The sequence below is a fragment of the Vibrio sp. 378 genome, assembly GCF_033339435.1.
Genome location: NZ_JAWOUO010000001.1, coordinates 55,516 through 70,944, shown reverse-complemented (window position 1 = coordinate 70,944; position 15,429 = coordinate 55,516). Strand labels below are relative to the sequence as shown.

Sequence of the window (15,429 nt, the reverse complement as noted above, 5' to 3'; positions counted from 1 at the left end):
ATGCAAAAGTGATAAAAATTAAAGCGACATTAGTTAATATCCGTTAATCTAAGCCCAATCCCATTTTGCTAGTACCATCGCAGAAATGACCGACGAGTTTAAGAAATCAACCGCTAATTTAAAAAAAGCGGTCCCACTGATGATCAAAAACCATGTTGCTGCCACGCCAGCCAACTACGCGCTTTGGTATACCTACGTTGACAAGACCATTCCAGAACTCAACTTTGAGTTAGACACGGTGTTAGAAAACTACGGTATTTGCCCGCCAGCAACCAATAAACAGCTTTACAACAACTATGTGGCCAGCAAAGCAGAAACCAGCCTTGAAGATCTTAGAACCAATGTAGAAGTTCTGCTACATGAAGTATCCAGTTCAATGAGCGATACGATTTCAGATACTTCCTCCTTTTCTGAGATGGTAGACAAAAGCTTTAATAAACTGGAAAAAGTTGAGGACAATAGCCTAAGCATTGAAGAAGTGATGGTGGTGATTCGTCAACTTGTCGCAGAGTCACACGAAATTCGTCACTCAACAAAGTTTTTGAATAGCCAATTGACTAACGCGAGTGAAGAAATTTCTCGCCTCAAAAACCAACTGGCTGAAGTACAGCAAGATGCGTTGTTCGATGGTTTGTCAAACCTATACAACCGCCGAGCATTTGACAAAGATCTCTCTTCACTTATCGCATCAAATCAGGCAATGACCTTGATCATGCTTGATATCGATCATTTCAAATCATTTAACGACAATTACGGGCACCTTTTTGGCGATACAGTGTTAAAAGCCATTGCCCGCCGGCTACAACAAAGTTGTCGAGATGGGATATGTGCGTACCGTTTTGGTGGTGAAGAATTCGCGTTAATTGTACCTAACAAATCTCTGCGAATTGCTCGCCAATATGCAGACACACTACGCCGCATGATAGAAAAACTGCGTATCAGAGATAAGCGCTCAGGCACACAAGTTCACAGCATTACCGCTTCTTTTGGGGTAGCAGAGTTTGAGCCGGGTGATACGCCTGAAGCCTTAATCAATAAAGCCGATAAACAGCTTTATGAAGCAAAACAACTCGGTCGTAACCGCGTGATGCCAATTTAAATAAACTGGCTAAGCGAAAACGACTTTTATGATGAAAAAGAAAACCCCGCGCTGTAAAGTGCGGGGGTTTTGTATCCAATCATGAGTATCTTAATCGACGCTGTAACAGTAACTTAGAATGTAGTCGTCACCATTTTTTGCGGTATATTCTTTATCTTCACTGCATGCCATCGGCTTACCTTTTTTGTCGCCTTTGATTAGACTTATCCAATGGCGCATCGCGGTTGGTGCATTGCCAGTTAGTTCAGGATGAAACGTCGTGCGAGTTTCCAATTGAATATCATCAATGTCCACTAATTCCACGCAACCAGTGCCTTTATGACAGCCGAACAGCACTTCTACATGATTGCCCGAATCATCTTTGAACAAAATAGACTTTGGATCTTCCTTTTCACCAGTGTACGCCACGAAGTGTTTTGGGCTTTTCAGGCCGCTGTGTGTACCGTCTTTGAAATAAGCCAAAACATGGCGGTAATCAATCACGTAACTTGATACATCTTGGTGCGACCCGTTCTCCAATGGGAACATGCGGTCAAGCAGTTGCTTCGCTTTTACTTGTTTCTCACTCTGCTGCTCAGCACTTACCGCTTCGACGGCAAATACGGCTTCAGCGATAAATGGGCGTTGTTGTTGTTGCATCTCTTTTTTATCGAAGTTCAGCATATTCATCGTCATATCCTCGCACTTAAAAACTCGTCCTAGAGTAAAAACTTAAATCCTTTATTTAAGTTTCAGGCAATTCTGTGAAGTGGATGGTTAATTTCCTTGCCTGCTCATTATGTAGACTAGCGAAATATTGACTACAATTTCACAACAAAAATTTTACAATGTGAATTTTACAAAATGTCTGTGTCAAAAAGCCTTATTCGTCAGTCTCATTTTCTTGGTACGAAAATTCGTAACCTAAGAAAAAACAACCATTTAACGATGGAAGATTTGTCTGCCCGTTGTGTAAGAATTAATCCAGAGTACGCTCCTTCGGTTTCTTACCTTTCGATGATTGAGCGCGGAAAACGCGTACCGAGTATCGATATGCTCGAAGTGATCGCGGAAGTTTTTCAAAAAGATCCGGCGTGGTTTTTAGATGATGAACCCGAATTAGAAGCCATCACACCCAACAAAGGAAATCGTGGCGGGATTAGTGGCATGGCGTTGGAGCCGAGCTTCCTGTTTTCCAATGATATTCTTCAAATCGCGATACCAGAAATGCTCTCCCAAACAGGTATCACGGGGCGTCAATTCGCCCACTTACTGATCCGCGCACACCAAGAAAACCATCAAAACCATTTTCCTGATTTAGAGCGCGCCGCCGAAGAGGTCGGCTTGAAGCGGTTGAATCTATCTGTAGAAGATCTCGTAGACATTGCAAAGAGTATGGGATTGGATATCCGCTGGGTAGATCGAGCGCCACAAGATGTGATTGATGAACTGGGCGTCAGCGCCAAACAGTTGATTACGTCTTTCATGGAGCCACCTGGGACTATTTATCTCAATAAACGAATGCGTGACTATCCAACCCGATTGAAGTATGACTTGGCGGTATATATCGGCCATCGAGTGCTCCATAGCAGCGATGCAATGAATAACGTTTTATCTATCGGGCATCAAAACAATTGGGAGCAAATGGACAGCCCTGTGTCTAACTCTGAACTCAATTCGCAAGATATCCTGCAAGCTTGGCGTGATTTTGAGTCCAGCTTTTTTGCTGGTGCCCTACTCTGCCCCAAAGTACCCTTTCGTCAGTTGCTTGACCGTTCTGGTTACGAGATTGATGTTCACAAAAAGGCGGGAGTTTCTCCTTCTGTTGCAATGCGTCGCATGACGGTGGTCTCGCCTTACCCTCATTGGCACTATTTTGATGCCTATGGCCCCGGCAAGTTAAAAGCCGTGTATCGAGGAAATGGTATTCCATTGCCTTGGGGCAACATGCGCAAAGTGAACGACCCTTGCCAGCACTGGGCGGTATTCCGACGCCTTTCCCAGCCTTTGGATACAAGTTCAGCGCAAATTTCGATTTTAAATGTTGGCGACGAGCCACGTATCTACTGCTGCGAATCGGTCAACGTATTTGATCCTGCGGGGAATAATCGCGTGCTATGTGCCGGTATTGATCTTAACCCTGCCATTTCTGCACAAGGTGGCGATGCGGTTTCCATAGCGGAAGAACTTAAGTCCCTTTGTGTCGCTTCCGGCGGAAGTAGTGTTATTCCTCCCCACATCAAAAAAGACTTAACGACTATCGCTAAGATATTAAACATCAACTGGATAGAGCGCGGGATTCAAACCCAAGCAAGGTTAATCTGCTCCAGAGGGGCGGTTTGTCCAAGACAACCTAGTTGTTACAGCAAGTGCGGAGAAGCTGATGAGACGGGCAACGATGTGAGTATTATCGGACTTTAGAAAGAAAAAACGCCAATCACAATAAACGTGATTGGCGGTATATACTTGTGAACAATTTGTATTCACTAACAACGTCAGTTGGCTAGGTGACCCTCGGCTTAATAAGGGTCACTCTAAGTAAAGCACGATGCGTGCCAACTTTAAAAAAGCCGTTTTTTAGTAGATCCAGATGCATATCGTTGCTTTATTAACCATTAATTTCGCAAACTGCATTTGCAAAATGCAACATTATGCAAATATGCCACTTAATGCACTGCTAATAACGACTCTCTCAGCAAAGTGTCTGTGAACATATGAAGTCACATATTCTTGCACCTCAATGATGATGAGATTTCGGGCTCCCAACTTTACCATTCTTCTAACCCCTTATTGAAACTGGGTTCAGGCTCATCCGCCATGCTTTTGTTGATACATTCTCTCATCGGCTATTTTCATCATTTGCTCAGGAGATGACATTTTCGGGTCAAATATCGCGTACCCAATACTGGCTTTCAAATAGATAAGCGTTTCATCGTAAATGACGGGCGTCGAGCATAGCGCTAATCGAAGTTTTTGTAGAAGGGACTGAACATTTTCTTCCGTTCCTGGGTGATGAACTACAACTAAGAACTCATCACCGCCCATTCTGGCCACGATGTCTGATTTACGCAGAGAGCTTTTTACCCTTTCAGCCGTAGCGATTAAAACTTTGTCACCTGCGTCGTGACCATAGGTGTCGTTAATGTGTTTAAACCTATCTAGGTCAATATTAATTAAGGCGAAGCTATAACGCTTTTTATAACGTTTCGCTATTTCAAACTGCTGCTTGTAAAACTTCATAAAATAGCGACGGTTTGGTAAATGCGTGAGTTCATCGTGTAAAGCTCTGTCATCTGCAATGGTATACAGTCGATAAATGGCGAACAGCGCGAGGCTAAGTGCGAATATAATGGGATAGCCGATTACTCTAGCTAAATGCAACTGATGCCAAGAGATTTGGCGATCAGCTTTGCCTCCAGAGAAAACCACCATACTCCACCCACCATAAGGAAAATGAACCATCTCTTTTGCATATGCCATGCTATTTACACTTTGCGCGCCAAAGAAAGCATCACCAAATGAGCCACCGCTATCGTAACCACGGATCATTAAAGGGTAACGATACGAGAAATCAATTACGCCGGTTTCTCTCATCAGAGCATCGAAATCAATCACCGCACTGATCACTCCCCAGTAGTCCTGATTCATTGGAGGATCAAGAAAAACAGGCACACGCACGATCAAACCTCGGCCACCTTGGATCAATGTAACGGGCCCTGCGATGAAAATTTCTTGTACATCCTTGGCTTTTTGCACCTGTACCCACTGCTGTGGCACTGCGCGGTAATCAAGGCCGATTAGGCGCTCATTACCTTGGCGTGGAAATACATGACTAATTACATCATTTTTCGCGATACCGATGATTGTAATATGTTTACTTTTATTTAGGATTCGGTGAGCGGCGATACTCAATTCTTCTTCTTGGTTTTTAGGAAGTAACGTAATGAGTGTCGCTAAAGTACTGGCTTTGTAGATATCCGCCATAAGTACCGCTTCCAAATTGGAACGGAGAATGGAAAGTTGTTCTTTGGCCTCAACTTGAACTCGCTCTTTGTGAAGCTCTTGCTGGTTTCGATTTAACAGCTCAATAACTCCAATACACAAAGCGAAAAAGGTGAGGAAGAACAATGCAAAATAGCATCGCTTTCTGGGTAAATAACGCATTTTCTCCCCACAACTCGTATACAACTACGAGATTTTTTATTTATTGTTAAAATTCTTATTATCACAAGAATAACCAATCATAATCAGAAAGGTAACAGTGATTGACAACTTTTATGTTTTAGGTGTGAGATGATGCATCAACAAGGCGATTTATTTGGCGGCGATCTATGGCAAGAAGTAGAAAGAGGAAAACTTTATTATGATCCTCAATTTCTTAACCATCTTGAGGCGGATAATTACTTTGACCAACTTCGAAAGACACTGCCATGGCACCAAGAACACATTACTATGTTCGGCAAGTCAGTACTTCAACCTCGCTTACAAGCGTGGCACGGTGATGCAGCATATACTTACTCAGGCTTAACCATGCAGCCTCACCCTTGGACTCCTGAGTTAACTCAGCTGAAAGTGCGTTGTGAATCAGTTGCTGATGTCACTTTTAATTCTGTTCTCGCTAACTTATATCGACACGGCAAAGACTCAATGGGCTGGCACCAAGATAATGAACCAGAGTTAGGTAGAAACCCTGTTATCGCATCTTTGAACTTAGGTGAAACACGTCGATTTTTGCTTAGAAATTTACATTGTAAAACTGAGATTGAATACGAGCTTTCTCACGGCTCCTTACTGATTATGGCTGGCGAGCTTCAGCATCACTGGAAGCACTGCGTACCAAAAACCGCGAAAACCAAAGATGAACGTATCAACCTGACTTTTAGGCAAATTTTCAACTATTGACTCAGCTTTTACATTCTCAATTAATATTGATGGTAGGTTTAGGTTCAGGACTTCATAGGGAATGGATTTATGCGTATTAAACCTCTTAGCTTAGCGGTCTTACTCTCTTGCTCACTTACCTTTGCTGCTCAGGCATCACAGGAAGACGTACCGCTTCTCGATAATACTCAATCAGCGCAGTTGATTCGTAGTACCTACGAACAAGAACTGTTCACTCTCCCGGCGTTTAAAGAGGGCCATTTTGGCTTACGCATGTACCGCCAAACATTAGATGAGAAATATCACGCTGCCATTTGGACCGACATGGCACAAGTAGCCAGCCGGTTAAACCAATTTGCTAATGAAGTCGTTGAACCAGAAGACATCATTCTCTATTCATCTCAAAGGCTGACCACGTATCAAGAGAAAGAAACCGAACGAGGTCAGCGACGCTATACCGTGACTAAACACCATCCTGAGTACCTTTATCTTGGTGTGGATTTGCTTGGCGCAATGGCAAGAGCAAACGAATATGGCCTAAAGCATAAACAAGACAAAACGCTGAGAAAAATTATTAGGCGCTACGATTTCTCGCGTTACGTTACGGACAAAGAGATGATAGAGGCATGGGCAGCTCAGCTTGCAAACCAAGTCTACTGGCTTCGTCAGTTAGAAGAGCAAGATGTGGTCGAGAAGTTCACTCAAACCTTCCGTGACACCTACCCCGACGATAAAGATAAGATGCTTTCAGCTCAGCAGTATTGGAACAAACTCTATGGGATGACGCACATCATCTTTGCCGATTCACAGTATTATCAGGAGCGAGTAAGCGAAAAGAAACACCAATGGATTTATGATTACTTTCGCAACAATATCGAAACTATCCTACTGCGCGCCAAAGAAGACGTGATTGCGGAAGTCGGCATTTCGTTTTTGTTAGCAGGCTTGGACCATGATCCGGTCGTAAAGAAAACCCGCCAAGCCATTCGTCACGCAATCAACGCAGAAAAAGGGATGATTCCGTCGGTCGACGGTAACTTTGATCTCAAGTACGGCGAACACCGTAACGTGCTAGCCATCATGCTGCTCGATTGGAAAGGGGTACATAAAGCGCCAACTTATCAAGAGCACCCAGAGGCTTTTAAATCGATACCTTACGGCTTAATGCCCAGCCCTTAGAAATAACAAAACCCGCCATTTAGGCGGGTTTTTAGTGTGTATCTTCAATCTAAATTAGAGAGAGATAAAAATGCCCGCTAAGCACGCACTCATCAGGTTAGCGAGTGTACCAGCAGCAACCGCTTTTAGGCCTAGACTTGCAACATCTTTGCGGCGCTCAGGTGCCATCACGCCGATAGAACCCAACTGAATCGCAATTGAGCCAATGTTCGCAAAACCACACAACGCAAAAGTGATAATAATTTGAGTATGCTCAGACAGTGTCGCTTTGTGCTGCACAAAATCGATAAACGCAACAAACTCATTCATCACCACTTTCTGACCAATGTATGAACCCGCAGCTAGAATTTCGTGGCTTGGCACACCAATCAACCACGCTAGAGGTGCAAACAAATAACCAAAAATCGCTTGTAGCGTTACGCCAGAGAAACCAAGTATCTCGCCCAAGTTTTCTAGCCCCGTGTTCACCATCGCGATAACACTCACGAAAGCGATAAGCATGGTACCAACAGCAACGGCAACTTTCATACCGCCCATGGCACCGCTTGCTAGCGCATCAATAACGTTACTTTCTTCTGATTTATCTAGCTCAATATTGTTGTAATCGCTTGGCGTTTGACGCTCAGGAACGATGATTTTTGCCATCATCAAACTACCTGGTGCTGCCATAAAGCTTGCCGCGATCAAGTATTTGAGGTCGACACCCAAACCAGCATAACCACCAAGCACACTGCCCGCCACTGAAGCCATACCACCAGCCATCACGGCAAACAGTTCAGAGCGAGTCATGTTAGAAAGAAATGGACGAATAAGAAGTGGTGACTCGCCTTGGGATAAGAAGATGTTCCCTGTTGCAACCAAAGACTCTGCTTTACTCGTACCCAAGAACTTCTGGATAGCGCCACCAATAAATTGAATCACTTTTTGCATAATGCCCAAGTAGTAAAGGGCGGAGATAAGAGCACTGAAGAAGATGATGATAGGGAGGACACGAATAGCGAAGATAAAGCCAGAAGAAGCGAGGTCACCAAAGAGGAATTTAATCCCCTCATCAGCAAAGCCGAGTAGCCCCGCGACACCATTACTTAAACTCGCCAGCGCCGCTTGACCCAACGGGAAATAGAGCACCAAAGCAGCAAACCCCATTTGTAGCATCAAGGCGCGAGATACAGTTTTCCAATTGATGGAAGAACGACCCTCAGAAAGTAGGAAAGCACAACCTAGCAGTGCAACAATACCAAATAGACTAAATAGAACACTCATGAGCTGGACCTACTAAACGTTGAAAAAGAAAAAAGAGCCAAAGGAATTGGCAGAAGAAAGGGACAACGCAGCGAGTGATAACTCACTTTTAGATCCAGAATGTAGACAGAACGAATAGTTCGACATCTTATTTTTACCTTATACAAGCAATTGAACGTAGCTGGTCCGGTCCGTGGGGTCATTCACTGCTGGCGAGCATGTTGCTTGGCCTGCTCCATGTGACGGCTTGTATGGGTAAGGGTCCTGAACAACTAAACCCTAATTCCCGCTTAAACGGGACGCAAGTATAGCCAACAAAAAGAGATATTCATCACATTTATTTACGCAAACGTTCAAGCGTTCAAAATTTAGGCAAAAGTACTCTTTTGTCGTCATACCATTAATAAAAGTAAGGGCATAAGGATAGGCGTTGATGGTAAAAAACATAAAAGTGACCAATAAATATGCAATCAAACTCGAAAGAGCCAAAATTCGTCATTTTGCTCTCGCCAACAGGTGGATTTTGGTTATAATTCGCGTTGCTTCTTTCGAGGCCTCTGAGTATTCAGAGCATCATGATGCCGAGATGGTGAAATTGGTAGACACGCTAGCATGAGGTGCTAGTGCCTTTGGTGTGAGGGTTCGAGTCCCTCTCTCGGCACCATTATCCTTCTTCCCTAATTTTGTTCGAGTGTAATGCAAAGTTCTAAGCAGGCAAGACAGTCTACAGATGCTAACCAACTTCTGAGTGAGCTTGCGGTTCACGCTTTATTACACCTGCACTTTAAAATTCACGCGTCCTCGCATGGCCTCTCCCTTAAAGAACGTAATGACTTACTTCAGAAATGGCTGAAACCAAAACTGAAGAGTAATCGCTATAAGCTGATTAAAAAGCCGTTAAAATCTTTGACTCAGCAGGCAAAAAGTGAGAACGGAAATCTGGAAGCATTACTCGAGCGCTGCGTCGGTGCAGACAAACCCAGCAACCCTCAACCCGATCTAGATAGCTACTTGCTGCTGATCAACGAGATTGAGAAGAAACTGGGGACTACCGTGTTATTATCTCGACCGGAAGACGTCGACTTATCTCACGACCAACACGGCTGTTTGCTGTGTGTGCTTTCTGAGAACTTAAATCAGCACTTCGATGATAATAACGCCCTAATCGCTCCTATTTCGATGCTGTTCCGCGGACCAATGAGTCAACGTTCACTTTTTCTTGGCAGCATTTACGCCAGTGGTACCTTCAATTATGAAGTGCAGTATCAAGACGACCAGTTCGTTCGCATCACATTAGAGTTAGCGTAGCTGTAACGCTAAGAAATAAACGAATCGAAAAAGGCTGCGAAACTCGCGGCCTTTTGCTTATCTAGATTTAAACTTGAGTTAATCGATATCTTTAAATCGAGCAGTAAAGTGGCGCAGCACTGGTGGCTCGTACACGAAAGTGAGCCCTTTTAACTCATATGCACGATTTTTCAGTTCGATAATCGCATCCGCAATGTAATCCATATGATCGTTTGTGTAGACACGACGTGGAATAGTCAAACGCATCAACTCAAGCTCTGACGCTTTTTGTTTACCCGTTTCCGGATCTCGACCAAGCAGCAACGATCCTATCTCTACTGCTCGAATACCCGCTTCCAAGTACAAAGCATTACACAATACCTGCGCAGGAAACTGATCCGCTGGAATATGTGGCAAAATCTTAGCGGCATCCACAAACACCGCATGACCACCCGTTGGGTATTGAATCGGAATACCGCCTTCACGTAAGCGCTCACCTAAGTATTGAACTTGGCTAATTCTATAGTGAAGAAAATCCTCATCCGCGGCTTCATACAAACCGCGAGCGAGCGCTTCCATATCACGCCCAGCCATGCCGCCGTATGTTACAAATCCTTCCATGGGTACGCAGCGCGTCTGCACCGCCTGGAACAACTCCTTATGATCACGAATACAACACATGCCACCAATGTTTACCATCGGGTCTTTCTTAGCTGACATGGTGAGCATATCACCGTACTGGTACATCTCACGGATGATTTCCAGAATCGATTTATTCTCGTAACCCGCTTCACGCTGCTTAATAAAGTAGGCGTTCTCACAGTAACGAGCCGAGTCAATCACCACTGGAATATCGTACTTGGTTGCAATCTCGTACACACTGCGCATGTTTTCCATCGACACAGGCTGACCACCGGAGCTATTACAAGTAATCGTGGTGATAATTGCACAGATGTTATGCGAACCGTGCGCTTCAATTGTTGCCACCAGTTTATCGATATCAAAATTGCCCTTCCAATCATAAGGCGTAGTGGTGTCGAATGCTTCTTCCGTTACCACGTTAATCGCTTTACCGCCATTGAGTTCAATGTGACCCGCTGTGGTATCAAAATGGTAGTTCGAGATAAATACTGGCGTTTCACCACCACGCACCTGACGCATACGCTCAATCAAAGCGGGGAACAAAATTTGCTCGGCACCACGCCCTTGGTGTGCAGGCACGGTGAGCTTATAACCGAAGAAGTGCTCCACTGCATCACACAGGTTGTAGTAATTTCGACTCCCCGCATAGGATTCATCCCCCATCATGATGCCAGCCCACTGATTATCACTCATGGCACCAGTGCCAGAGTCAGTCAGCAAATCGATATAAACATCATCACTACGAAGAAGAAATGGATTATAGCCCGCTTCTTTTAACGCGACCTCACGGTCTGACAAAGTCGTCATTTTGATTGGCTCAACCATTTTGATACGGAAAGGTTCTGGAATACGTTTCATTGTTAATTTCCTTATACGCATTACCCTACGCAGTTTCACGTAAGACTAAAAAACAAATAGATAGAATGCTTTTCAATGCGATTGCATTGAGGAAATCAACGAGAAGAGATTTTACTAAGAAGAGACAAGCAGTAGTCTAGGTTATACCAGAACGACAGCACCAAACGGCTATCGAGAATATCCTTTATTCTCATCGTCTTCGTCCTCCTGATAAAAATAAAAAGTCAGAAACCCATGTCTCTGACCTTTTCAATATAGTGCAGTTTTCAATCAATTTTCAGTGAGGTCACCCTCATTTTAAGAAGGTCTCGCCCTTTTCATTCTGCGTTTGATATTACTTTCTTTGACTAGGTAATCGAAAAGTGGCGCGAATAAGTTAGCAAATAGAATCGCTAACATGATGCCTTCTGGATAAGCCGGGTTCAGCACTCGGATAAAAATCGTCATCACGCCGATTAATAGTCCGTATGCCCATTTCCCGTTATTGGTAAAAGCTGCCGAGACAGGGTCTGTCGCCATAAAGAAGGTACCAAACGCAACCCCACCAATCACGAAGTGCCAGTAGAACGGCATGGAGAACATGGGGTTAGAGTCTGAACCGATCGCATTCAATAGTAATGAAGCTCCGATTAAACCGACCAACACGCCCGCAACAATTCTCCACGATGCAATCTTCATAAAGATGAGAACCAAGCCTGTTAGTGCGATCAACAACGTGGAGACTTCACCCATCGAGCCTGGTAAATTACCAACAAAAGCATCTCCCCATGAAATTGTTTGTCCTGTCAGATTATTTATCAAAGCACTTTGCCCGCCTTCATACCATTGACTAAGTGGAGTAGCGCCAGAGTAACCATCAGCCGCGACCCACACAGCACCACCGGACATGTTGGCAGGATAGGCAAAGTATAAGAACGCTCGCCCTGCTAAAGCTGGATTTAGGAAGTTTCGTCCAGTACCACCGAAAACCTCCTTCGCCACAACAATACCGAAAGTGATACCTAAAGCCGCTTGCCACAGTGGAATTGTCGGAGGAAGGATCAGCGCAAAGAGTATAGAGCTGACAAAAAAACCTTCATTCACCTCATGCTTTCGCACAATAGCAAACAGAACTTCCCAGAAACCACCAACGATAAACACCGTCGCATAAACCGGGAGAAAGTAAGTAGCACCAAGCCACATTTTACTTCCCCACCCCGCTTGTGAAACCGCATCTAACGAGCCCCATACCCAACTCAGTTGCCATGAAGAAACAAGCGCTTGCTGAGCTGAGGCTTGATCCATTCCATACAACAAGGTATCACTCGCTTGCTGGCCTATGTTGTACATACCCCAGAACATGGCAGGGAAGACCGCCAACCACACCATGATCATAATACGTTTTAAATCGATGCTATCTCGAACGTGAGTCATGCCCTGGTTTACCTTACCAGGCGTGTAAAAAATGGTTTCGACAGCTTCGAAAAGTGGGTAGAACTTGTGATACTTCCCACCTGGACCAAACTTAGGTGTCGCTTTCTCAAAGTAGTGTTTAAGGCTCATAACGCTCCTCCTTTATCTAAAAGATGGTACGCACATGTGTAAAAAGCGATCGTTTTTTAATCTCTTCGTCTTCCTTCTTCGTATTTCACCTTGTTCGCCACTCTTCTGTCTCCTCTTTAAATCCGGCGAACAGTTTATCCAACGAAAAAGGGACCGCTCATGGACACACTCGCCATTGACCTAGCTAGATTCCAATTTGCCTTTACTGTCTCTTTCCACATTATTTTTCCAGCTTTTACGATTGGTTTGGCAAGTTATCTCGCTGTATTAGAGGGCTTGTACATAAAAACGGGCAACAAACAGTACATGCAAATCTATAAGTACTGGATCAAAATCTTTGCCATCAGTTTTGGTATGGGTGTGGTGAGTGGCATCGTGTTGAGCTATCAATTCGGTACTAACTGGAGCGTGTTTGCCGACAAAACAGGCCCAATCCTAGGCCCGCTAATGGGTTATGAAGTTTTTACTGCGTTTTTCCTCGAAGCTGGTTTTTTAGGCGTGATGCTTTTCGGTATGGATAAGGTGGGTAAGAAGCTTCACTTCACCGCGACTTGTATTGTTGCATTCGGGACGTTTTTGTCTGCGTTTTGGATACTTTCGGTTAATAGTTGGATGCAAACACCAGCGGGCTATAGTATCAACGAAGCCGGACAGTTTGTCCCAGAAGACTGGTGGGCGATTGTCTTCAACCCTTCTTTTCCTTACCGGCTCGTTCATATGTTGCTCGCCGCTTACCTTACTACTGCCTTTGTTGTAGCTGGCGTTGCCGCTTATCACTTACTAAAAGCAAACCATAACCCTCTAGCCAGAATTATGTTCTCGATGGCAATGTGGATGGCTGCCATCGTGACACCAATTCAAATCGTTGCTGGAGACATGCATGGATTAAACACCCTTGAACATCAACCCGCCAAAGTCGCCGCGATGGAAGGGCACTATGAGTCTCACCAAGGCGCGCCATTGCTCCTCTTCGGTATCCCTAACGATGAAGAAAAACGCATGGAATACGCACTGGAAATCCCCAAACTCGGTAGTTTGATTTTAACTCATGACCTCAACGGTGAAGTGAAGGGATTAGATGCTTTTCCAGAGGAGGAACACCCTCCTGTATCTATCGTTTTCTGGTCTTTCCGAGTAATGGTCGCGCTTGGTTTTGGCATGCTTGTTATTGGTTTGTGGAGCCTTTGGCTAAGAAAACGTCGCAAACTTTTTGATTCAAGGGCACTTCAACGTATTTGTGTGCTGTTTGCCCCAGCGGGGTTCATTGCAGTTTTAGCAGGCTGGATAACTACCGAAGTCGGTCGACAGCCTTACACCGTATACGGTCTTTTAACCACAGCCAATTCGGCATCGCCTATTGATGCCGCCGCGGTGAGCGTCTCCCTGACGGCGTTCATCGTGGTTTACTTTGTGGTTTTTGGAGCTGGCTTCTTCTATCTCCTACGTTTGATGCGTAAGTCTCCAACTCGATATGAAGAAGGTCTAGATAGCCGACTTCCTGATGGCACGAAAACCGATGCCATCACACATTCTAACCATCTAACCTAGGAGCTAACTCATGGATTACGCATTAATTTGGTACGCTTTGATTGGGCTCGCCGTTCTGATTTATGTCGTGTTAGATGGCTTTGATCTCGGTATTGGTATCCTATTCCTCAGCGCTAATGACGATGAAGAGCGCGACATGATGATGAACAGCATCGCTCCTGTTTGGGATGGGAATGAAACTTGGCTAGTTCTTGGCGGAGGTGGGCTTTTTGCCGTGTTCCCCCTCGCCTACGCGGTCATTATGCCAGCACTCTATGCTCCCCTGATTTTAATGCTGCTCGGGTTAATTCTGCGCGGGGTTTCTTTTGAGTATCGCTTCCGAACACAACGCGGAAAGTTTTTATGGGATAGCGCTTTTTTCATTGGTTCACTCACCGCGGCATTGATGCAAGGCATTATGCTCGGAACCCTGCTCCAAGGTATAGAGGTTAGTGAACGAGCATACGCAGGTGGATGGTTTGATTGGCTTTCACCATTTAGCGTATTTTGTGGCCTGGCGCTTGTTTGTGCTTATATTCTGCTCGGTTCATGCTGGTTATTAATCAAGCTTCCAGAAGAGCTGATGGGGCGCTATTACGTGGTCGCGCGACGATGGGGGCTAGCGATGGTAGCCTGTATATTCATCGCCAGTTTGTGGCTGCCATTGAGCCAAAATATCGTATTTGAACGTTGGTTCTCATTACCAAACTCGCTACTGTTTTTCATTTTACCAATTATTGCAGCGGCACTTATTTGGCAGCTATTCAAAGCCTTACTCGACCACAAAGCCGTCCGAGCCTACGTTCTTGCGATCGGCCTGTTTCTTGTGTCCGCGATGGGTTTCGGTGTCAGTACATTCCCTTACTTGGCCCCATTCGCACTCACTTATCAAGACGTCGCCGCGCCAGACAAAAGTTTGGCATTTTTACTTGCCGGTGCGGTGGTATTACTTCCTCTGATCATAGCCTACACGGCTTATTCGTACTGGGTTTTCCGCGGCAAGATGAAACGTGGAGAAGGATATCACTGATGAAACTAAAACCCATTTTGTGGTTCATTGGCATTTGGCTGGCAAGCGTGGTCGCCTTGTTTATCATCAGTTCGTTGATACGAACTGCGATATTGTAGGCCCAGAGTCTACTGCACCACATCTGAAGCCATTGAGGTCTATACTCAAGCAAGAGTAAAACAAC

Annotated in this window: 13 protein-coding genes and 1 tRNA gene; 9 read left to right on the top strand and 5 right to left on the bottom strand. The window is 44.8% G+C overall.

What is annotated here, in order from left to right; all coding sequences use genetic code 11:
* The first annotated feature begins 85 nt into the window (after positions 1 to 85).
* On the top strand, positions 86 to 1,099 hold the full coding sequence (locus R7Q48_RS00315) for a GGDEF domain-containing protein (RefSeq protein WP_005374150.1): 1,014 nt from the start codon (positions 86 to 88) through the stop codon (positions 1,097 to 1,099).
* A gap of 90 nt (positions 1,100 to 1,189) precedes the next feature.
* On the opposite strand, the gene R7Q48_RS00310 is transcribed toward R7Q48_RS00315, so the two are convergent.
* Positions 1,190 to 1,768: a malate synthase gene (locus tag R7Q48_RS00310; RefSeq protein ID WP_005374156.1), complete on the bottom strand. Its 579-nt coding sequence runs from the start codon at positions 1,766 to 1,768 to the stop codon at positions 1,190 to 1,192.
* Positions 1,769 to 1,942: 174 nt separating this feature from the next.
* Here R7Q48_RS00310 and R7Q48_RS00305 point away from each other — a divergent pair, with 174 nt between their 5' ends.
* Entirely contained in the window at positions 1,943 to 3,499 is a 1,557-nt protein-coding gene (locus tag R7Q48_RS00305) for a DUF3612 domain-containing protein (RefSeq protein ID WP_238762655.1), read from the top strand.
* A gap of 387 nt (positions 3,500 to 3,886) precedes the next feature.
* On the opposite strand, the gene R7Q48_RS00300 is transcribed toward R7Q48_RS00305, so the two are convergent.
* Complete coding sequence (locus tag R7Q48_RS00300; protein ID WP_064354489.1) at positions 3,887 to 5,242, bottom strand: diguanylate cyclase; 1,356 nt, start codon at positions 5,240 to 5,242, stop codon at positions 3,887 to 3,889.
* A 132-nt stretch (positions 5,243 to 5,374) separates the two neighbouring features.
* Here R7Q48_RS00300 and R7Q48_RS00295 point away from each other — a divergent pair, with 132 nt between their 5' ends.
* Both R7Q48_RS00295 and R7Q48_RS00290 read left to right on the top strand, forming a co-directional pair.
* Positions 5,375 to 5,980: an alpha-ketoglutarate-dependent dioxygenase AlkB gene (locus tag R7Q48_RS00295; protein ID WP_318132162.1), complete on the top strand. Its 606-nt coding sequence runs from the start codon at positions 5,375 to 5,377 to the stop codon at positions 5,978 to 5,980.
* 69 nt (positions 5,981 to 6,049) lie between these two features.
* Positions 6,050 to 7,138: a DUF3541 domain-containing protein gene (locus R7Q48_RS00290; RefSeq protein WP_104976311.1), complete on the top strand. Its 1,089-nt coding sequence runs from the start codon at positions 6,050 to 6,052 to the stop codon at positions 7,136 to 7,138.
* Between the two features lie 54 nt (positions 7,139 to 7,192).
* On the opposite strand, the gene R7Q48_RS00285 is transcribed toward R7Q48_RS00290, so the two are convergent.
* Complete coding sequence (locus R7Q48_RS00285; RefSeq protein ID WP_104976312.1) at positions 7,193 to 8,401, bottom strand: NupC/NupG family nucleoside CNT transporter; 1,209 nt, start codon at positions 8,399 to 8,401, stop codon at positions 7,193 to 7,195.
* 412 nt (positions 8,402 to 8,813) lie between these two features.
* Between R7Q48_RS00285 and R7Q48_RS00280 the strand changes: the two genes are divergently transcribed.
* The 3 genes from R7Q48_RS00280 (at position 8,814) to R7Q48_RS00270 (ending at position 9,688) form a co-directional block, all read left to right on the top strand.
* Complete coding sequence (locus tag R7Q48_RS00280; protein WP_021035910.1) at positions 8,814 to 8,996, top strand: hypothetical protein; 183 nt, start codon at positions 8,814 to 8,816, stop codon at positions 8,994 to 8,996.
* Positions 8,961 to 9,044 (top strand) — tRNA-Leu (locus R7Q48_RS00275). Before R7Q48_RS00280 ends, R7Q48_RS00275 begins: the two co-directional genes overlap by 36 nt.
* Before the next feature lie 32 nt (positions 9,045 to 9,076).
* Positions 9,077 to 9,688 (top strand): DUF2913 family protein, encoded by a 612-nt coding sequence (locus R7Q48_RS00270; RefSeq protein ID WP_262580266.1) that lies wholly within the window; start codon positions 9,077 to 9,079, stop codon positions 9,686 to 9,688.
* A 78-nt stretch (positions 9,689 to 9,766) separates the two neighbouring features.
* On the opposite strand, the gene R7Q48_RS00265 is transcribed toward R7Q48_RS00270, so the two are convergent.
* Together R7Q48_RS00265 and R7Q48_RS00260 are read right to left on the bottom strand one after the other, a co-directional pair.
* Positions 9,767 to 11,167 carry a tryptophanase gene (locus R7Q48_RS00265; protein WP_318132095.1) on the bottom strand — a complete coding sequence of 467 codons (1,401 nt, stop codon included), beginning with the start codon at positions 11,165 to 11,167 and terminating at the stop codon, positions 9,767 to 9,769.
* Positions 11,168 to 11,464: 297 nt separating this feature from the next.
* Positions 11,465 to 12,709 (bottom strand): NADH:ubiquinone reductase (Na(+)-transporting) subunit B, encoded by a 1,245-nt coding sequence (locus R7Q48_RS00260; RefSeq protein WP_318132094.1) that lies wholly within the window; start codon positions 12,707 to 12,709, stop codon positions 11,465 to 11,467.
* Between the two features lie 159 nt (positions 12,710 to 12,868).
* On the opposite strand from R7Q48_RS00260, the gene R7Q48_RS00255 reads away from it, so the two are divergent.
* Positions 12,869 to 14,257, top strand: coding sequence for a cytochrome ubiquinol oxidase subunit I (locus R7Q48_RS00255; RefSeq protein WP_318132093.1), 1,389 nt, complete (start codon positions 12,869 to 12,871; stop codon positions 14,255 to 14,257).
* Between the two features lie 10 nt (positions 14,258 to 14,267).
* Complete coding sequence (gene cydB, locus R7Q48_RS00250; RefSeq protein ID WP_318132092.1) at positions 14,268 to 15,266, top strand: cytochrome d ubiquinol oxidase subunit II; 999 nt, start codon at positions 14,268 to 14,270, stop codon at positions 15,264 to 15,266.
* Positions 15,267 to 15,429 lie beyond the last annotated feature (163 nt).